15 protein-coding genes and 1 pseudogene are annotated in these 18,350 nt (G+C 63.0%); 11 read left to right on the plus strand and 5 right to left on the minus strand.

What is annotated here, in order from left to right:
- Positions 1-36: 36 nt before the first annotated feature.
- Both ACUXVH_RS02455 and ACUXVH_RS02460 read left to right on the plus strand, forming a co-directional pair.
- Complete coding sequence (locus tag ACUXVH_RS02455) at positions 37-1,251, plus strand: HNH endonuclease signature motif containing protein (RefSeq protein ID WP_445493808.1); 1,215 nt, start codon at positions 37-39, stop codon at positions 1,249-1,251.
- A gap of 263 nt (positions 1,252-1,514) precedes the next feature.
- Positions 1,515-2,060 (plus strand): sce7726 family protein, encoded by a 546-nt coding sequence (locus ACUXVH_RS02460; protein ID WP_306407600.1) that lies wholly within the window; start codon positions 1,515-1,517, stop codon positions 2,058-2,060.
- Here the strand turns inward: ACUXVH_RS02460 and ACUXVH_RS02465 are convergent.
- On the minus strand, positions 2,057-3,121 hold the full coding sequence (locus tag ACUXVH_RS02465) for a beta family protein (RefSeq protein ID WP_445493810.1): 1,065 nt from the start codon (positions 3,119-3,121) through the stop codon (positions 2,057-2,059). The two genes, ACUXVH_RS02460 and ACUXVH_RS02465, sit on opposite strands and share 4 nt — an antisense overlap.
- A gap of 270 nt (positions 3,122-3,391) precedes the next feature.
- Complete coding sequence (locus ACUXVH_RS02470; RefSeq protein WP_445493812.1) at positions 3,392-4,450, minus strand: hypothetical protein; 1,059 nt, start codon at positions 4,448-4,450, stop codon at positions 3,392-3,394.
- A gap of 304 nt (positions 4,451-4,754) precedes the next feature.
- Here ACUXVH_RS02470 and ACUXVH_RS02475 point away from each other — a divergent pair.
- Positions 4,755-5,069, plus strand: a pseudogene (locus ACUXVH_RS02475) (thymidylate synthase); the annotation flags it as partial.
- Between the two features lie 176 nt (positions 5,070-5,245).
- Entirely contained in the window at positions 5,246-5,833 is a 588-nt protein-coding gene (locus ACUXVH_RS02480) for an undecaprenyl-diphosphatase (RefSeq protein ID WP_065365074.1), read from the plus strand.
- 15 nt (positions 5,834-5,848) lie between these two features.
- On the opposite strand, the gene cadR is transcribed toward ACUXVH_RS02480, so the two are convergent.
- Positions 5,849-6,298 (minus strand): Cd(II)/Pb(II)-responsive transcriptional regulator, encoded by a 450-nt coding sequence (cadR, locus tag ACUXVH_RS02485; RefSeq protein ID WP_011064066.1) that lies wholly within the window; start codon positions 6,296-6,298, stop codon positions 5,849-5,851.
- Between the two features lie 88 nt (positions 6,299-6,386).
- Here cadR and ACUXVH_RS02490 point away from each other — a divergent pair, with 88 nt between their 5' ends.
- The 7 genes from ACUXVH_RS02490 (at position 6,387) to ACUXVH_RS02520 (ending at position 15,455) form a co-directional block, all read left to right on the plus strand.
- Positions 6,387-8,720 carry a heavy metal translocating P-type ATPase gene (locus tag ACUXVH_RS02490; protein WP_065365075.1) on the plus strand — a complete coding sequence of 778 codons (2,334 nt, stop codon included), beginning with the start codon at positions 6,387-6,389 and terminating at the stop codon, positions 8,718-8,720.
- A gap of 16 nt (positions 8,721-8,736) precedes the next feature.
- Entirely contained in the window at positions 8,737-9,600 is an 864-nt protein-coding gene (locus tag ACUXVH_RS02495) for a LysR family transcriptional regulator (protein ID WP_047338070.1), read from the plus strand.
- Between the two features lie 232 nt (positions 9,601-9,832).
- Positions 9,833-10,909: a putative 2-aminoethylphosphonate ABC transporter ATP-binding protein gene (locus tag ACUXVH_RS02500; protein WP_065365076.1), complete on the plus strand. Its 1,077-nt coding sequence runs from the start codon at positions 9,833-9,835 to the stop codon at positions 10,907-10,909.
- A 1-nt stretch (position 10,910) separates the two neighbouring features.
- Positions 10,911-12,635 carry a putative 2-aminoethylphosphonate ABC transporter permease subunit gene (locus ACUXVH_RS02505; protein WP_065365077.1) on the plus strand — a complete coding sequence of 575 codons (1,725 nt, stop codon included), beginning with the start codon at positions 10,911-10,913 and terminating at the stop codon, positions 12,633-12,635.
- A 50-nt stretch (positions 12,636-12,685) separates the two neighbouring features.
- Entirely contained in the window at positions 12,686-13,711 is a 1,026-nt protein-coding gene (locus tag ACUXVH_RS02510) for a putative 2-aminoethylphosphonate ABC transporter substrate-binding protein (RefSeq protein WP_011064061.1), read from the plus strand.
- Positions 13,712-13,770: 59 nt separating this feature from the next.
- Positions 13,771-14,904: a TIGR03364 family FAD-dependent oxidoreductase gene (locus ACUXVH_RS02515; RefSeq protein ID WP_011064060.1), complete on the plus strand. Its 1,134-nt coding sequence runs from the start codon at positions 13,771-13,773 to the stop codon at positions 14,902-14,904.
- The gene (locus ACUXVH_RS02520; RefSeq protein ID WP_019095932.1) at positions 14,904-15,455 is read left to right on the plus strand and encodes a phosphonate degradation HD-domain oxygenase; all 552 of its coding nucleotides are present in this window, start codon (positions 14,904-14,906) and stop codon (positions 15,453-15,455) included. Before ACUXVH_RS02515 ends, ACUXVH_RS02520 begins: the two co-directional genes overlap by 1 nt.
- A gap of 123 nt (positions 15,456-15,578) precedes the next feature.
- On the opposite strand, the gene ACUXVH_RS02525 is transcribed toward ACUXVH_RS02520, so the two are convergent.
- Both ACUXVH_RS02525 and ACUXVH_RS02530 read right to left on the minus strand, forming a co-directional pair.
- Positions 15,579-16,958, minus strand: a complete 1,380-nt coding sequence (locus tag ACUXVH_RS02525) for a GTPase/DUF3482 domain-containing protein (protein ID WP_019093440.1) — start codon at positions 16,956-16,958, stop codon at positions 15,579-15,581.
- A complete protein-coding gene (locus ACUXVH_RS02530; RefSeq protein ID WP_041120280.1) occupies positions 16,951-18,330 on the minus strand; it encodes a DUF2868 domain-containing protein in 1,380 nt (459 codons plus the stop codon). Before ACUXVH_RS02530 ends, ACUXVH_RS02525 begins: the two co-directional genes overlap by 8 nt.
- Positions 18,331-18,350 lie beyond the last annotated feature (20 nt).

Below are 18,350 nucleotides of genomic sequence, written 5' to 3' on the forward strand. Positions count from 1 at the left end.
AGTGAGTATGTGACCCGAAATCGAGTAGAGCTCGCCTTGATTGCGAGAGGTGTAGACAGTGCATTGGCCGAGAAGCTCAGGAAGGAGAAGTGGACGCTTGCGAAGCTTCAATCGCTACCCCCGGAGAAACTGTTGGATCTGGGCATTGGTGAAGTCGCCGTGCCCGTAATCCTTGGGAGTGGAAGGCCACCGATCCCACCTGAGCACTTAATCCGGACGCTTTATGACAATCGCTGGCTTTGCTGTGTTTGTCGAGATGCTAGCCGTCCCATCATCGTTCATCACATCAAACCATGGGCGGAAAGTCGCGACCACTCTCAAGCTAACCTAGCCGTCCTCTGCTCAATCCATCACGGCGAGGCCCACTCCACGCACGCATTGGAGCTTACGCTTACGCCTGACCGGCTTAAGGCTGCAAAAGCCACCTGGGAGCAAGAGGTCAGTCGATTAGACCCTCTTGCCATACTCCAGGCCACTCAGCTGATCAGTTGTCAGTGGTGGTATTTTAACCACCTCAGGGTTTTTGAAATCGCGGAACAGCTTGGGGTGAACGTCTCCGAGCTTGAGGGATTTCAGGACGCCCTGCTCAATGGCGCTTGTGACGAACAAGGCCAGCTTCGCCCCAGGAAAGGCCCTCTGTACGTCGGTTATGCGCTCTCGCATGCTTTGAAGCGATACATGAGCAGCATGCTTGAGGCCGCTATGGGGCATGCCTCTGTGAGGAATATCTCAGATGATTTGGATCGAGGAACACTCGACCGTCTGATCATTGAGGGTGACTTAGTGTTCGTCCAGGGATTGTACAGTTTCACCAATTTGGCTCCTGACGGCTCGGGGGCAGATTTAGTCCGGGGGCGACGGCGCGTCAACAAAGTCGAGGTCACGTTCGTCTTCGATAGGAACGAAGGAACATCTGGCTCAGCACGTTACGAATGGCTTCTTCGCACGCGCGCCTTGGGCTGTCTCCTGCGCGTGAACGGGCTACGAAAAGATGGAAAGGGGGTTTTGCGCATCGAGGCCACAGTCCTGGCAATTCGTAGCGCTAATCAAGAGCTAAAGCTGAGGAGTTACGAGGCTCGGCTGCAGAAAAGCGGTCTGCTTGGGGAGGAGTATGAAGATGAAGATGAAGAGTTCGACGTCGGTGATTACGACGACGATGTGAGTAATGAGTCGGGTGAGAGGTCTGGAACGTTTCGTAGGCTTTTCTTGAAGAGCCAGGGAGTCTGGCGAAAGCTAATAGCGCGGTCTTGACCAATCTGAAGAACCGTCGAGCTCTCCCGATGGGTAGGTGAATGTTCGTCCGCTCACTATGTATGCGCGGACGTCGCTTACCTTGCGTATTAACCACCGTTAGGAGCTGAGGTCGGCCAGGAACGACCAGGCCCCCACATGGCCTTGCGTCAGCTTCTCCACTCGTGCCGGACAGGTATCACACACATGCGGGCCCTGTGGTGATCGACGACTGGGCGCTTTTTTAGCGTGAGAAGCCTCAACTGTCTGTCTATAATCCGCGCATGTTGAATCCAACCGAAATCCGCCCAATCCTCAAGCAGTGGGTCGCGAAAGCGATGTCCCATGAAGAGAGTGACGTCTTCATCGAGGAGCTGTGCTTCATCGATAAGGCCAGACGCGCCGATCTCGTTCATGCCAATGGGAAGCTAACCGCTTTCGAAATCAAGTCCCATGCCGACACCTTGACACGCTGGGAGGGCCAGCAGCAGGCCTATATGGCGTGCTTTGACGAAGTCTGGCTATGCTGTCATTCGAAGCACTTGGTGAAGGCTCTTGAGTCTTGTCTGCCGCATGTTGGCGTACTCGTCGTCGATGACTATTCCGGCATGGCGATGATTCGAAAGGCGAAGCCCAACAAGCTTCAGGATAAATTCCACCTTACAGGATTTTTGTGGCGTAGTGAGTTGGATGCACTCGCCAACCAGCATGGGGTGCCCACGAAAAGTCGCGACCTCATAAAAGAAGTGCGCCGCCAGCTCAGCGACGCCCTTCCCATGGATGTGATCAGGTCACATGTATTGGTCAGCCTGAAACAACGTTATCGTTAGAGTAAGTCATCGGCATCGAGGTCATCGAAGCCGTCAGTATCTAGGATGGACTGGATCATGGCGCAGATATGCTGATTGATCCTGTATCCATTCCATGTTCCGTTGTTCCCGTAGCCGGTAGATGTGGCGACAATTCTGCTGTACTCACGAGTGGCCCAGCAGAAGTCGTCGCCGTGATAACCCGGTAAGCCTCTAATCTCCTGGGCGATTTCAACGTATCGCACAAATTCCTTATCCGAGCCTTTGCGTCGCTGCCACCATTCCGTTGGCGTGTAATAGCAGGCAAAAGGAAGCACAGGCATGCCTCGTATGTATTCCATCGAGGCAGTTGGGTTAGTGGCGGCGTAATCCCCGTAGACAATATCCGACTCTATGCCACTGGTATCGACCCTTGCTTGCCACGCAACGTCGTAACAGGCGGAGGAACGTGAGGTGTTTGAGGCCGGCTTATCGATAGGGAAGGAGGTGCTCATCAGAACCAGATTCCGTATCTGATAGCTGTTGAGTTGACGCAGGGATACATTGAAATCCGACCCTGAGGCAGTATTGGCCGGAGCTGTGGCACCGAAGTCCAAAATCACCGTCGCGGTGTCCGGGCTTTCCAGAGCATCCAGGATCGATAGCAATCTATTCCACGAAGTCGTGGTGGGGTTTTCCGGACAGGTAACCCTGATGGCTATATGGGGGAAGTCGCCCTGGAGAGCGAGTGCACTTTGGATGACTGCTCGTTGGGGGTCGTCATCAACCCAGGAAACCACTGGTATAACGTTCTGGTTGATGCCTGCCACATCGGAGAAAAATCGACGTTTGTTCTCAAACGCGCCATGAGGATTGTGCAGGTCGTTGGTAGTAATGAACTCTTCACCAACGTCCTTCGTTATTCTTGAAACGTCTAGGAAAAAAGGATGCTCAGTCCAACTCGCTAGGAATGTTTGAAGGTGTCTGTCGTCGTCACCTCGCATGTCCAACAGCGGAGCCACGACTTCCCGCCTGTGGTCTTCCAGATTTATCAGCGCCTTAACGTCATTCTGACCAACTCGTAAACAAGCCACGTACTGCATCTTGCACTCCTTGCATGTTGTGAAAACCGGTTTCCCCGTAATGCTGAAGGCATGGCGAGTCACAGGCCCCGGCAATCAGCGAGCGTCGACATACGGAACATGTCGGTTTTGCCCACTGCCACTGGCCGACGTCATGCTTCCAGCGAGACGGCAGATCGAGATTGGCAGGATAGCACTTGGCCACTCAATAGAAGCCTTAATGCGTTGTTTTCTGGGATGCGTTGTTTTTTGGGGGATATGGGGTGCGCCTATGTCTGATTAGTCGGTGGGTTACTCATAGTGGAGTTCACCAAACAGTCCGATCATGAGGTCACCATCCAGGATCTCGAAAGGGAGGGTGACGTACTGGTCAGGATGCCGAGGCAGCGCTTTTCCATCGTGCGGTGCATTCTTCGTGTGCCCTTGAACCTTTTCCCCGCTCTCCTTGATGTAAGGAAGCACGACGATCCGGCCATGGTTCTTAGATAAAATCGTCCCCTCGTGCCACAAGGTGTTTCCTTCATCGCCGCTGGACTCGCCACCCGTGTTTTTCACCACCCACCGTGGCACCCCGTCGTCCTCATACCAGAACACGAAGCCACCGCAGACCAGTACCCTTTGGCCGCGCATCCTGGCCTCGGCGAGCATTTGCTTGAAGCTCGCTAGCTGCAGCAGCTGGTTGGCTCGGGGGAGTAAGAGTGCGCGTATCTGCGCTTTGGTTCTTCCCCAGTGGTCAGCTCCCGAAAGACCAAACCCTTTGGCTGTCACTTCGCGCAGGCAGCTCTGCGAGCGTTTGGGAGACAAGGCTCCGATCTGTTCCCATGTCTGGTCATCAACACGGCGAAGGCACATGTTGAATCTCGGTATGGCAACTATTTCCAGGTAAGGCGCACGCTCAAGTTCCTCGTGGAGCGGTTGCCGCAAGCTCTCCATCGTATTGTGCAGTTTCAGCTCTTGCGCGGAGAGCCGGGGCAGATGGGCGTTCCGCTTGATCGCCTCGCGCTCCATGAGCTCCTCTTCTCCCTGGATGCGGCGCGCCGCCGTCAGTGCTTTCTCGACTTTCAGGGTGGTCGAGCTCTGCAGCACAGGATCTGGTACCGCCTGGACGACCAGTTCACTGGTGCGGCTGTTGAACTCGTCTGCCGCTTCCATGGCCTCCTCGTAGGAGGCGAAAACAGCCACCCTCGCATGGCCACTGCCGTTATCGTAGAAGTAACGCTTCCAGGACAGCTGGGAGTCGGGGAAGAGCTTGAGCGCCCGCAGCTGCCACGTCCATCCGATGCGGAACTGCCGGAACGGAAGGACGGCCAAGGTGGGCATTGAGTGGTATGGCATCTGATCTAGGCGCATCGATTCTCCCTGCTGGTTGCGTCTTAGCGGCTGCGGAAGCGCTGGAGTTGATCCTAGGGAGATTGATTTCCCCGACACCATGGATAGCACATTGCCAGGATGAGTCAATTTCTTGGCTGAAGGCCTCGTATCTCGGGGGGATAAGGAGAAGATGAGCTTTGGAAAGGGCTTTAAAAAACTGGTGGTTTATCCAGTATTAAGGGTTGCGCAGGTAATGTGCAAAAGCTATAATGCACATATACCAAGTTGCTCGGAAGGCATTACAAGTCAACGTAATGTGCAGTAAAGGTGGGGGGTGAAATTGCTGGGCACGCCGTTCAACCTCACCGAGGGTGCTGCGCTGCTGAGCCTGATCGGCCGCCTGACTGGCTACACGCCGCGCTGGTTCACCTATTTCATCGGTGATGCCCACGTCTATGAAAACCATCTGGACATGCTCAACGAACAGCTCAAGCGCGAGCCGTTCCCGATGCCCAAGCTGGTGATTTCCGAGCGTGTGCCGGAGTTCGCCAAAACCGGCGTCTACCAGCCGGAGTGGCTGGAGCTGATCGAACCGAGCGACTTCTCCCTGGAAGGCTATGAGCACCACGCGCCCATGACGGCGCCGATGGCGGTCTGAGCATCCAGCTACTGCAGCAAGGGCCGCGCGGCCCTTGTCGATTGATCCTGTTGCCCTTATCGACCTGTGCCCGGAGCCGTTCCGGGCATTGCTGTGCCCGGCGGCCAGCTACGCTCTGAGTAGCGGCCCTGCCAGGTGCGGGGTGTGGTCCTTGTGACATTCAACGTGAGCCCCGAATGGAAGAACTCAATCACAGCCTGTTCCTGGCCATCAACGCCAGTGCCGGGGCGTCCATGCCGATGCGTGCACTGGCGGTTTTCCTCGCGCAATGGGTGGTACTCAGCGTGCCGCTGCTGCTGGTGGTGTTCTGGGTTTTCGGCGAGCGCCGCCAGCGCATGATCGTGTTGCTCGCCGGCCTGAGCATTGTCCTGGCCCTGGTCTGCAACCTGCTGATCCGTGAGCTGTGGTTCCATCCGCGGCCGTTCATGATCGGCCTGGGGCAGAACTTCCTCGCCCACGCGCCTGGGGCGTCTTTCCCCAGCGACCACGCCAGTGGCATGTTCGCCATGGCTTTCGCGCTGATCCTGGCCAGCCTGCGCAAGACCGGGCTGGTGATGCTGAGCCTGGCGATCCTGGTGAGTTGGGCACGGGTCTACCTGGGCGTGCATTTCCCTTTCGACATTCTGGGTGGCTGCCTGGTGGGGGGGCTCAGCGCCTGGCTGGTGCGCCAGGGGCTGGCCTGGCAGCAACTGGACCAGCGGCTACTGGCAATCCTCGAAGGGGCTTATCTGCGGCTGACGGCCAGCGTTCGGCGCGGCGCCTGAAACCGCGCCAGGGGTTCAATGCCCGTGGCTGCGCCCGACATGGGAGGGCTCGCTCTCATTGGGGGCCACCGAGCCGCTGACTTCCAGGCGCTGGAGAATTCCGCAGTGCTCAAGGTCCGGGCCCTCGCTGCAGCGCTGGCGCAGGTCCAGCAGTTGTTCCTGCAGGGCCAACAAGCCGTCAATGCGCGCCTTGACGTGATGGATATGCTCGTCGATCAGGGCGTTGACGCTGGCGCACTGGTCCTGGGGGCTGTCGCGCAGGTTGAGCAGGCTGCGGATCTCCTCGAGGGTCATGTCCAGGCTGCGGCAATTGCGGATAAAGGTCAGGCGCTCGGTGTGGGCCTGGGTGTAGAGGCGATAGTTGCCTTCACTGCGGGCCGGTTCCGGCAGCAGCCCTTCGCGCTCGTAGTAACGGATGGTCTCGACCTGACAGTCGGTGAGTTTCGCCAGTTCGCCAATCTTCATTGCCGTCGTCTCCGAATGGGTGCTTGACCCTATAGTGGCTACAGGGTGTTCACTTGGCAACAAGCACCTTAATTCGGAAGGGACCCTAATGAGCGATTCTCTCCACAGCCCGCGCAAAACCGCGGATCAGCAGCCCCAGGCTGATCACGATCACGATCACGATCACGATTACAGCCATGGCCACAGCCATTCCCATGCGCCCGCGGGCAAGTTGCAGCCGGTCAAGGCACACGATCATGCCGCCCACGGCGCATCCTGCTGCGGTTCCGCCGACCTGGCGCCGTCCAGGGTCACCCTGAGCGAGACCCCGACCGCCGGCGCGCGCTTGAGCAGCTTTCGCATCGAAGCCATGGACTGCCCCACCGAACAGACCCTGATCCAGAACAAGCTGGGCAAGCTGGCCGGGGTCCAGGCGCTGGAGTTCAACCTGATGAACCGCGTGCTGGGGGTGACCCACGACCTGCCGAGCACCGCGCCTATCATCGAGGCGGTCAAGTCACTGGGCATGCACGCCGAACCCCTGGAACAGGAGGGTGACCAAGCCGCGCCTGCCGCAGCGCCCGTGAAGAAGCCCTGGTGGCCGCTGGCCCTGTCCGGTATCGGCGCGCTGGCTGCCGAGGTCATCCATTTCACCAATGCCGCGCCCGACTGGGTGATTGCCCTGGTGGCCCTGGTGTCGATCCTCAGTGGTGGCCTGACCACCTACAAGAAGGGCTGGATCGCCCTGAAGAACCGCAACCTCAACATCAATGCCCTGATGAGCATCGCCGTGACCGGCGCCGTGCTGATCGGCCAATGGCCGGAAGCGGCGATGGTGATGTTCCTGTTCACCGTGGCGGAATTGATCGAGGCCCGTTCTCTGGATCGGGCGCGCAACGCCATCAGCGGCCTGATGCAGATGACCCCGGAACGGGTCACGGTGCAGCAGGCAGACGGCAACTGGAGCGAACAGGAAGCGAAAAGCGTCGAACTTGGCGCACTGGTGCGGGTGCGTCCCGGCGAGCGCATCGGCCTCGACGGCGAGGTCGTGTCCGGCAACTCCACCATCGACCAGGCGCCGATCACCGGTGAAAGCCTGCCGGTGGAAAAGACTGTGGGCGACAAGGTTTTCGCCGGCACCATCAACCAGGCCGGCTCCCTGGAATACCGAGTGACTGCCGCCGCCAACAACTCGACCCTGGCGCGGATCATCCACGCTGTGGAACAGGCCCAGGGCGCCCGGGCTCCGACCCAGCGCTTCGTTGACAGCTTCTCGAAAATCTACACCCCGGCGGTATTCGCCTTCGCCCTGGCGGTGGCGCTGATTCCGCCGCTATTCATGGGCGGCGTCTGGTTCGACTGGATCTACCGCGCCCTGGTGCTGCTGGTAGTGGCTTGCCCCTGCGCCCTGGTGATCTCCACCCCGGTGAGCATTGTCAGCGGCCTGGCGGCTGCCGCGCGCAAGGGCATCCTGGTCAAGGGCGGGGTCTACCTGGAGGGCGGCTACAAGCTCGACTACCTAGCCCTGGACAAGACCGGCACCATCACCCACGGCAAGCCGGTGCAGACCGACTTCCTGTCCCTGGACCCGCTGGCCCAGGACACCGCCCCGGCCCTGGCCGCAAGCCTGGCAGGGCGTTCCGACCACCCGGTGTCCCTGGCCATTGCCCAGGCGGCTGTGGATAAGCAGTTGGCCATGCACCCTGTGGATAACTTCGAGGCCCTGACCGGCCGAGGCGTACGCGGCGAGATCAACGGCGAGCTGTACCACCTGGGCAACCATCGTCTGGTGGAAGAGCTGGGCCTGTGCTCCCCGGCTTTGGAAGAAAAACTCTTCGCCCTGGAGAAGCAGGGCAAGACCGTGGTCCTGCTGCTGGACCGCAATGGCCCGCTGGCGCTGTTCGCCGTGGCCGATACGGTGAAGGAATCCAGCCGCGAAGCCATCCAGCAATTGCATGAGCTGGGGATCAAGACCCTGATGCTTACCGGTGACAACCCGCATACCGCCCAGGCCATTGCGGCCCAGGTGGGTATCGACCAGGCCCGGGGCGACCTGCTGCCCACCGACAAGCTGCAGGCCATCGAAGACCTGTACGCCCAGGGCCACCGGGTGGGCATGGTGGGCGACGGGATCAACGACGCCCCGGCCCTGGCCCGTGCCGAAATCGGTTTCGCCATGGCTGCGGCGGGCACCGACACCGCCATCGAGACCGCGGATGTGGCCCTGATGGACGATGATCTGCGCAAGATCCCGGCGTTTATCCGCCTGTCGCGCCAGACCTCGGTGGTGCTCAAGCAAAATATCGTCCTGGCCCTGGTCATCAAGGCGATCTTTCTTGGGGTAACCTTTGCCGGGCTGGCCACCATGTGGATGGCAGTATTCGCCGACATGGGCGTGAGCCTGTTGGTGGTGTTCAACGGTCTGCGCCTGCTGCGCAAATAAGCAACGAGAGAACCCTGTGCTGAGTGCCGAGCTGAAGGCTTTTTACATGGTCGCCCGCCTGGGCAGCATCACCCTGGCGGCGAAGAAGCTCGGCCTCAGCCAGCCCACGGTGACTACCCAGGTCCGCAACCTGGAGAGCCAGTACGCGGTGGAGCTGTTCTACCGAGGCGGTCGCCGCCTGAGCCTGAGCGATGAGGGCGCGCGCTTGCTGCCGATGGTCAAGGAGCTGCTGCAGAAAGAGTCGGACATCGAATTCTTCCTGCGCAACTGCGGGCAGGTGCAGGGCACGCTGCGCATCGCCGCCACCGCGCCGTACTACATCCTCGATCTGGTGAAGACTTTCCGCCAGCGCCTGCCCCAGGTGGAGGTCTCGGTGGAAATCGGCAACTCCCAGCAGGTCCTGGAGGCGCTGGAAGACTACCGGGTGGATGTGGCCGCTTCCTCGCAACTGCTGGAGGATTCGCGGTTGGTCCGCCGGGTGCTGGGCAGCGATCCGCTGGTGCTGGCGGTGCATCGCAATCACCCCCTGGCGGCGCTGGATCACGTGCCCCTCAATGCCCTGGCCGGGCATACGCTGCTGATGCGCGAACCCGGCTCCACCACCCGCAGCCTCACCGAAGGTCTGCTGAAGAACGCCAACGTCAGTTTTGGTCCGCTGCTGGAGATCGGCAGCCGTGAATCGATCCGCGAGGCGGTGCTGCGCAATATCGGCATCAGCATCATTGCCCGCCAGGAAGTGCCCCACGACCCGCAGCTGCGGGTACTGACCATCGAAAACGCGCCGCAGATCGCCGAGTACCTGTATTGCCTCAAGGAGCGCAAGAACGCGCGCCTGCCCGCCGCCTTTCTCGGCCTGGCCCAGGAAATGGCTCCCGCCTGAAAGATCTGCATCGGCCATGCCTATGCCTTCGCGAGCAAGCTCGCTCCTGCGTTGAAATGCATTGCCCCTTGGGGGAGCGAGCTTGCTCGCGAAGGCGCCAGATCAGCCAGCACATGATTTACACGTGAACCCAAATCCCTGAATACCACTATCGGTCGTTTTTGCCTTACTGCCATATGACCGACGCATTGCAACTCTAGGATTTGCCTTATCTGCTAGATGAGGTGCGTCCATGAACAACTCCGCTGCAACTGCCCTGAGCAACCCCGGTGCGCCGATGAAGGTGCGCGGTATCCACAAGCGCTTCGGTGCCTTCAACGCGCTGGATAACGTGTCCCTGGACGTCGCCGCCGGGGAGCTGGTGTGCCTGCTGGGGCCGTCCGGCTGCGGCAAGACCACCTTGCTGCGCTGCATCGCCGGCCTGGAACGCCAGGACCAGGGCGAGTTGTACCTCGGGGATCGGGACGTGTCGCTGCTGGCGCCCCAGGCCCGGGACTACGGGATCCTGTTCCAGTCCTACGCGCTGTTCCCCAACCTCACGGTAGAAGCCAACATCGCCTACGGCCTGTCCGGCAGTGGCCGCGAAGAAGCGCGCAAGCGCGTGGCGCAGATGCTGGAACTGGTGGGGCTGACCGGCAGCGAGAAGAAGTACCCCGGCCAGCTGTCCGGCGGCCAGCAGCAGCGCGTGGCCCTGGCCCGTGCCCTGGCACCGGCGCCGTCGTTGCTGCTGCTGGACGAGCCGATGTCGGCGCTGGACGCCCGGGTCCGCGAGCACCTGTGCACCGAGCTGCGCCAGCTGCAGCGGCGTCTGGGGATCACCACCCTGATGGTTACCCACAACCAGGACGAAGCCATGCTGATGGCCGACCGCATTGCCGTGATGAATAACGGCAAGGTCGAGCAGTACGCCACGCCCCAGGAAATCTACGACCGTCCGGCCACGCCGTTCGTCGCCGAATTCGTCGGCCAGGGCAACTGGCTACCCTTCAGCCGCAACAGCGACAGCCATGCCCAGGTTGGCGGCATGAATGTGCGCCTGGCCGACGGCTCGGCCAAGACCGCCTCGGGCCGGCTGTTCTGCCGTCCGGAAGCCATCAGCGTGAATCCGCCGGTGCACGAGGAAAACCTGTTCCCGGCCAAGGTCCGCGAGATCACCTTCCTCGGCAATCGCTGCCGCATGAGCTTCGAACTCAATCAACTGCCGGGGCATGCGCTGCTGGCCGAGCTGGCACCGGAAGCCATGCCGCGCCTGGGGGCCCAGGATATCTGGGTCGCCTTGCCGCCGCGCAGCCTCCAGGTGTTTGCCTAAGATGACTGCGCACATGTCCCTGCCGCTACCCGCCAAGCGGGCGCGCCAGGCTTCTCGTGCCGAGATCGGCGACCGCATTTTTGTCGTCGGCGGCAAGGTCCTGCTCCTGGTCCTGCTGGGTGTAGCGGTGCTGTTGCCCCTGTTGGCGATCTTCTGGCGCGGCTTCAGCGCCGAGGCCGGGCAGGGCGGAGGCTGGCTGGCGGCTCGCGAGCTGGTGGCCAGCGAAAACTTCCACTGGTTGCTGGGCAACAGCCTGAAAGTCTCCCTCAGCGTGGCCGCCATCGTCGTGCCCCTGGCCTACCTGTTCGCCTACGCCCTGCAACGCACGCTGATTCCCGGCAAGGGCATCTGGCGCGGCCTGTCGCTGTTGCCGCTGATGGCGCCGTCGATGCTCCCGGGCATTGCCCTGGTCTATCTGTTTGGCAATCAGGGGATGCTGCGTGGCCTGTTCGCCGAGAACATCTACGGCTTCTGGGGCATCGTCCTCGGCGAGGTCATCTACACCTTTCCCCACGCCCTGATGATCCTGCTCTCGGCGCTGTCCCTGGCGGACGCGCGGCTGTTCGACGCCGCGTCGAGCATGGGCGCCAGCCCCGCCAAGGCCTTTCGCAGCATCACCTGGCCGGCGACCCGGCAGGCGGTGTTCGCCGCCTTCTGCCTGGTGTTCACCCTGACCATCACCGACTTTGGTGTGCCGGTGGTAGTGGGTGGCGACTATCAGGTGCTGGCCCTGGAAGCCTACAAGGCGGTGGTGGGGCAGCAGCAGTTCGGCCGCGGCGCGTTGATCGGCATGGTCCTGCTGTTGCCGGCCCTGTTCAGCTTCGGTGTCGACGCCTGGCTGCGCCGGCGCCATGGCGACTCCATGAGCGGCCGTGCCCAGGTATTCAAGCCTGCGCCGTCGCCACTGCGCGATGGCTGCTACCTGGCCATTGTGCTGCTGATCTGCGCGGCCCTGCTGCTGGTGTTCGGCATGGCGGTGTTTTCGTCGCTGGTGAAATTCTGGCCCTACAACCTGTCGCTGTCGCTGAACCACTACCAGTTCAACGACACCGCCGGCGGTGGCTGGCTGGCCTACCGCAACAGCTTGATCATGGCACTGTGCACGGCGCTGATCGGCAGCGTGGTGATCTTTACCGGCGCCTACCTGATGGAGAAGACCAACGGCCAGCGCGGCTTGAACCTGGCGCTGCGCATGCTCAGTTTCGTGCCCATGGCGGTGCCCGGGCTGGTGCTGGGCCTGGGCTACGTCTTCTTCTTCAACCTCAATGGCAACCCGCTGCATGTGTTCTACGGCACCATGACCCTGCTGGTGGTGTGCACCATCGCCCACTACCTGACCACCGCGCAGATGACCGCCACCACCGCCCTGCGCCAGCTGGATGCCGAGTTCGAGGCCGCCGCGCTGTCGCTCAAGGCGCCGCTGTACCGGCACTACCTGCGGGTTACCGTGCCGATCTGCCTGCCGGCGCTGCTGGACATCGTGCGCTACCTGTTCGTCTCGGCCATGACCACGGTGTCGGCGGCCATCTTTCTCTACAGCCCGGACACCATCCTTGCCGCCGTCGCCGTGCTGAACATGGACGACGCCGGCAACGTCGGCGGCGCCGCGGCCATGTCGACCCTGATCCTGTTCACTTCGGCCGGCGTCTCGCTGCTCCTGGCCTGGGCTTCGCGCGGCCTGCTGCGCCGTTCCCAGGCCTGGCGCCAGGGCACGCCGGGCCACTGATGCGCTTCACCCACCCCCACTTTGATCTGCACTCACTAAGGAACCGCACCATGTTCAAGCCCCTGGCTCTTGCCGCTGCCGTCCTCTCTGCTGTCAGCCTGAACGCCTTTGCTGCGAAGACCGAACTGACGGTCTACACCGCCCTTGAAGCCGAGCAACTGAAGTCCTACAAGCAAGCCTTCGAAAAGGCCAATCCGGACGTGGAGATCAAGTGGGTACGTGATTCCACCGGGATCATCACCGCCAAACTGCTGGCGGAAAAAGCCCGCCCGCAGGCCGATGCGGTCTGGGGCCTGGCCGCGTCCAGCCTGGCGATCCTCGACCAGCAGGGCATGCTGCAAAGCTACGCGCCCAAGGATCTGGGCAAGATCGGCCCGAACTACCGCGACGCCGCCAACCCACCGGCCTGGGTCGGCATGGACGTCTGGGCCGCCACCATCTGCTTCAACACCGTGGAGGCCGAAAAGCAGGGCCTGACCAAGCCGGTGAGCTGGCAGGACCTGACCAAGCCCGAGTACAAGGGCAAGATCGTCATGCCCAACCCGGCCTCCTCGGGCACCGGCTTCCTCGACGTCAGCGCCTGGCTGCAGACCTTCGGCGAGAAGCAGGGCTGGCAGTACATGGATGAGCTGCACCAGAACATCGGCCAGTACGTCCACTCCGGTTCCAAGCCCTGCAAGCTGGCCGCCGCCGGTGAATTCCCGATTGGCATCTCCTTCGAGTACCCGGCCGTGCAGCTCAAGCGCCAGGGCGCGCCGCTGGACATTGTCCTGCCGAAGGAAGGCCTGGGCTGGGAAATCGAAGCCACCGCGGTGATCAAGGGCACGCCTCATGAAGAGGCGGCGAAGAAACTCGCCGACTTCTCCGCCAGCCCCGAGGCCATGGAGCTGTACAAGGAAAACTTCGCCGTGCTGGCCCAGCCGGGCATCGCCAAGCCGCAGACCGAACTGCCGGCCGACTACGAGCAGCGCCTGATCAAGAACGACTTTGCCTGGGCCTCGAAGAACCGCGACGAGATCCTCGCCGAATGGCGCAAGCGCTATGACGGCAAGTCGGAAAAGGTTGCCAAGCAGTAGCCGATCAATCGCCTTCGCCGGCTTGCCGGCGAAGGCGCTCCCCATCCAGGAAACAACTCATGACCAATCACAGCGATCTGCTGATCGTCGGCGCCGGCATCCTGGGCCTGTCCCATGCCTATGCCGCCGCCAAACGCGGTCTGCGGGTGCACGTTTTCGAGCGCAGCGCCACGCCCCTGGGCGCTTCGGTGCGCAACTTCGGCCAGGCCCTGGTCACCGGCCAGCCGCCGGGCACCATGCTGGAGCTGGCCAGGGCCAGCCGCGAGATCTGGGCCGACTGGCAACAGTTGGCGGGCCTGCAACTCAAGCGCAACGGCTCTTTCCTGTTCGCCCGCAGTGAAGCCGAGGAGCAGTTGCTCGAAGCCTTCTGCGCCGGGCGTGCGCTGGAGCACGGCTACCGCGTCGAGCTGCTCCAGGGCGCGGCGCTGAATGATCTGTACGGCGGTCAGTTCCGCCATCACCGGGCGGCCTTGCACGGCCTGGACGACCAGCAGCTGTATTCCCGTGAAGCGATCCCGCAGTTGATCGACTACCTGCGCCGGGACCTGGGGGTGCAGTTTCACTTCTCGACCCTGGTGCGGGATATCCAGCCGGGCCAGTTGCGCAGCACCGCCGGCAACTTCCACGCGCCGCGGATCGTGCTGTGTTCGGGGCACGATTATCAGACCCTGCTGGCGGATCAGATCGCTGCCTTGCAGCCGCAGATCTGCCGCTTGCAGATGCTCCGGGCGCGGCCCGAGGCCAATCTCAACCTGCAACATGCCTTGCTGACCGGTCTGAGTTGCGTGCACTACGGGGCCTTCGCCGACCTGCCGGAAGCCGCCGCGGTGCAAGCGCAGATTCTGCGCGAGGCACCCCATCTGCATGAGCATGGTATCCACCTGTTGATCAGCCCGACTCCCTACGGTGAACTGATCATCGGTGATTCCCACGATTACGGTAGCGATCCTTCACCGTTCAATGCTGAACAGGTGGACAACTGGCTGCTCGAACTGGCCGAGCAGACCCTGGGTTGCAGGGTCCGGGTGGTGGAGCGCTGGCAGGGTGTCTACGGCGCGCGCGGCCCGGCGCCGTTCTCCTTCCTGGAGGCGGCCCCCGGGGTCCATGTGGCCCTGATGCACACCGGGGTCGGCATGAGCGTTGGCCCGGCCATGGCCGAGGGCAATATCGCCCGACTGCTGGAGGAAGCGTGATGGAGCGGCGACAGCAGGTGGTCGACGAGGTCTTCGGCCTGTACGAGCGTTTCGGCGACTGCGACTACATCGGCGAGCCGGTGTCGCAGATCGAGCACATGTCCCAGGCCGCGCAGTTGGCCCTGGCGGAAGGTTATGACGACGAGGTGGTGCTGGCGGCGTTCTTCCACGATATCGGGCATATCTGCCAGCAGGATGCCGAGAACATGGGCGGCTTCGGCGTGGTCAGCCATGAGCGCCTGGGGGCGGACTACCTGCGCCGGGCGGGTTTCAGCGAACGCCTGGCGCGGCTGGTGGAATACCACGTCCAGGCCAAGCGCTACCTGACCTTCAAGGACCCCGGTTATTACCAGCGTCTGAGCGAAGCCAGCCGGCGCACCCTGGAGTACCAGGGTGGGGTGATGAGCGCGGCAGAGGCGGCAGCCTTCGAACTCGACCCGTTGTGGGCGGTGAGTTTGCGCATGCGCCACTGGGACGAGCAGGCCAAGGAAATGTGGGTGCCGGTGATGGATTTGCAGGTGCTCAAGGACAAGGCGCTGGCATTGCTTTAGCGGGTACAGGCTTGGTTTTTGTAGCCGCTGCCGTAGGCTGCGAACGGCTCCGAAGGAGGCGCCGCTTTTGGGGTTGTTGAAGGTCCTGCGGCCCTTTGCGCAGCCTCGCGGGCTCGGCAGCGGCTACAGCAGATGTTGAGCCAGCCCCTCGATCTGCTCCTGGCGCTCGGCCTGGCTCAGGCGCTTCTGCGGATTGAGCGATGACCACTGCGGGTGCGCCCGGGCCTTGTTCAGGGCCTCTGGCAACTTGCCTTCGCGCCAGCTCTTGTCCTCCGGCGTGGCCAGGCGAATGCTGTCCATGGCCGCATGCCCGCGCAGGTTCAGGGCCTGTACCAGCTGGCGCTGACGCAGGGCCAGCAGGCGCAGCACGCTGTCGTCCACGGTCAGCTCGCGCTGGCCCTTGAGTTTGCCCAGCAGGCGGCTGCCATAGCTGCGGGCGGTTTGCAGGGCGCCGCCGGCAATAGCCCCGGCCAGCGCCGCGGCCCCCAGGGTTAAACCACCCACCAGCAAATCCACCCCTGCGCCGGCCGCGGCTCCGGCGGCGATGCCGCTGCCCACCCGCACCCCCAGTTGCTTGAGGGTTTCCGGGTTGAACAGGTCGTCGCCCCAGCGCCCGTCCAGTAGCGGCAGGTCGCTGGCCGACGCATCCTCGGGGCGGAAGGCGTAGAGCTTGAGCAAGGCCTCGACGCAGCGCTGCTCGCGCTGGCGGATGGCCTGGCGCAGTTCGCCTATGGCCTGTTGTTCCTGTTGGGCGTCGCTGGCTACGCTGCGGCGGCAGGCGGCGCAGTCCACCAGCAGCTCGGCAATCAGCCGCGCTGCGCTGTGCTGGCGGGCCAGGCGCTGGGCCTCTTGGTCGTCGATCAAGCGTTGCAGGGCCGGGCGTGCGTGCTCCAGCAGCAGCGCCAGGCTTTCATACAGGCGCCGTTCGCCGTCCTCCGGTGGCGCCACGCTGTCGAAGCGCACCAGGGCGTGCAGCCCCAGGCGGGCCAGGGCATCGCGCCAGTCGCCTTCGCGCTGCTCGGCGCTGCTGACGAAGTTCAGCACTGGCAGCAGCGGCTTGCCGCAACCGGTGAGCACTTCAAGCTCATCGCGGTACTTGGCCAGCACCGGCTCGCGGGCGTCGATCACATACAGGCCGGCGTCCGAGGCCAGCAGCTGGCGCAGGACCTTGGCTTCCTGTTCGAAGCGCTGGCGGGCCTCGCTGCCGTCGAGAAACCGCGCCATCCGCGCCGGGCCGTCCAGGCGTTCGCCCGGGCGCTCCAGGCGCTCCAGGTAATCCAGCAGGGCGATGGCATCTTCCAGGCCGGGGGTGTCGTAGAGCTCCAGCAGGGCTTGGCCATCCACCGAAAGGCGGGCGCCTTCCACGTGCCGGGTGGTGCTGGGGCGATGGGAGACCTCGCCAAAACCCACGTCCCGGGTCAGGGTGCGCAGCAGCGAGGTCTTGCCGACGTTGGTGTGGCCGACCACGGCGAGTTTCAGTGGCTTGTGGCGGGTATCAGTCATGACCGTTCTCCAGCCAGTCGAGGGGGGCGCAATCGGCGAAGGGCAACTGCAGCTGGTGCAGGGCGCTGTGCCAGTCGCCCAGGCGATCGGCGTCCAGGGCCTGGCCGGGCGGGGCTTGCAGCAGCCAGACCCGGGTGGCGCTGGCGTTGCGCGCCAGTTCGGCGATCAGCCCCAGGCTGCCGCGGTCCGGCGAGCGCCGCGGGTCGCAGGCGATCACCAGGCGCGCCGGGGGGAAACGGCTCATCTGCTCCAGCAGGCGGCTGCGCGACTCGCGACTGTCGAGGATGCCGGCGTCCTTGACGCTCTCCGGCAGTTGCGGCGGCCAGGGGCGCTGGTTGTCCAGTTCGATGGCCACCAGCAGGGCGCCGCTGCTGTCCTGGGCACTGACGCCGCCTTCGACCCGGTGCAACTGCTCGGGGGCCGCATCGTTGACCCCCAGGCGCTCGCTGCTGGGCATCAGGCGCTCACGCAATTGGGCGTAGCCCGGCAGGTTGAGGTCCAGTTGCAGGCGCGCCTGCCCGTGTTTCCAGCGCCAGCGGCAGAACAGCATCAGCAGCAGGCGCGGCAGCACGCCGTAGATCGTCACCAGCACCACCAGCCAGATGGCCCAGGACTGGCGGATCAGTTCGGTGTTGTAGACATCCCGGGTGCTGGCCTGGATGCTCGCTACGCTCGGCGCGCCAAAGCCCAGGCCACGGGGCAGGGCACTCAAGGTGTTGGTAATGGCCACGAAGGCATCGCTGCCCAGCAGGGTGCTTTCCCAGACAAAGCTGTAGCGGTGGGTGGTCAGCAGCAACAGCAACATGACCACGGCGCTGAACAGGGCCAGGCACCACAGGCCGTTGATCAGGCTGCCCAGGGCCCAGCGGTTGAGCTTGCGCCGTTGCAGCAACAGCAGCAGGGCCGGCGGCAACTGCGCGGCCTTGGCATCGCGGGAGAATTTCTCGCTGAGCCACAGCCACAGGCGGCCCAGGCTGGCGCCGTGCTCGCCGGCGAACAGTAGGCCTGCCAGCCAGCTCAGCAGCAGGATCAGGTTGATTCCCAGCAGGCTGCCCAGGGCCCAGAACACGTTCACCGGTTGCTGGGTGCTGCCCAGGGCGCTGAATGCCAGGCCGGCACCGCTGATCACCGCCAGAACCGAGAGCGCCAGCAGGGCCAGGCGTGCGCCCTGGTGCCAGTGCAGCAGGGCGCTGTGCAGGCCGTCACGCTGGGCCAGCCACAGGGCGCGGTTCTGGATCCGGGTCGCCAGGTCGCCGCCCTGGTTGCGGGCCAGGCGATTGGCTTCCTGATCTTCCAGCGGGCCGGCGTGTTCCTCGCGCAGGCGCACGGTTTCGGTCAGCCACAGGCGTTGCAGGGGAGTCAGTGCAGTCACGCGTCATTCCATCGCTCAAA

It is taken from the genome of Pseudomonas sp. 8(2025) (assembly GCF_052665325.1).

What these genes read in the sequence shown, in the direction of transcription:
- ACUXVH_RS02460 (WP_306407600.1), top strand. Translation starts at nt 1,515, where the DNA reads ATGTTGAATCCAACCGAAATCCGCCCAATCCTCAAGCAGTGGGTCGCG.
- ACUXVH_RS02465 (WP_445493810.1), bottom strand. Translation starts at nt 3,121, where the DNA reads ATGCAGTACGTGGCTTGTTTACGAGTTGGTCAGAATGACGTTAAGGCG.
- ACUXVH_RS02470 (WP_445493812.1), bottom strand. Translation starts at nt 4,450, where the DNA reads ATGCGCCTAGATCAGATGCCATACCACTCAATGCCCACCTTGGCCGTC.
- ACUXVH_RS02480 (WP_065365074.1), top strand. Translation starts at nt 5,246, where the DNA reads ATGGAAGAACTCAATCACAGCCTGTTCCTGGCCATCAACGCCAGTGCC.
- cadR (WP_011064066.1), bottom strand. Translation starts at nt 6,298, where the DNA reads ATGAAGATTGGCGAACTGGCGAAACTCACCGACTGTCAGGTCGAGACC.
- ACUXVH_RS02490 (WP_065365075.1), top strand. Translation starts at nt 6,387, where the DNA reads ATGAGCGATTCTCTCCACAGCCCGCGCAAAACCGCGGATCAGCAGCCC.
- ACUXVH_RS02500 (WP_065365076.1), top strand. Translation starts at nt 9,833, where the DNA reads ATGAACAACTCCGCTGCAACTGCCCTGAGCAACCCCGGTGCGCCGATG.
- ACUXVH_RS02505 (WP_065365077.1), top strand. Translation starts at nt 10,911, where the DNA reads ATGACTGCGCACATGTCCCTGCCGCTACCCGCCAAGCGGGCGCGCCAG.
- ACUXVH_RS02510 (WP_011064061.1), top strand. Translation starts at nt 12,686, where the DNA reads ATGTTCAAGCCCCTGGCTCTTGCCGCTGCCGTCCTCTCTGCTGTCAGC.
- ACUXVH_RS02515 (WP_011064060.1), top strand. Translation starts at nt 13,771, where the DNA reads ATGACCAATCACAGCGATCTGCTGATCGTCGGCGCCGGCATCCTGGGC.
- ACUXVH_RS02520 (WP_019095932.1), top strand. Translation starts at nt 14,904, where the DNA reads ATGGAGCGGCGACAGCAGGTGGTCGACGAGGTCTTCGGCCTGTACGAG.
- ACUXVH_RS02525 (WP_019093440.1), bottom strand. Translation starts at nt 16,958, where the DNA reads ATGACTGATACCCGCCACAAGCCACTGAAACTCGCCGTGGTCGGCCAC.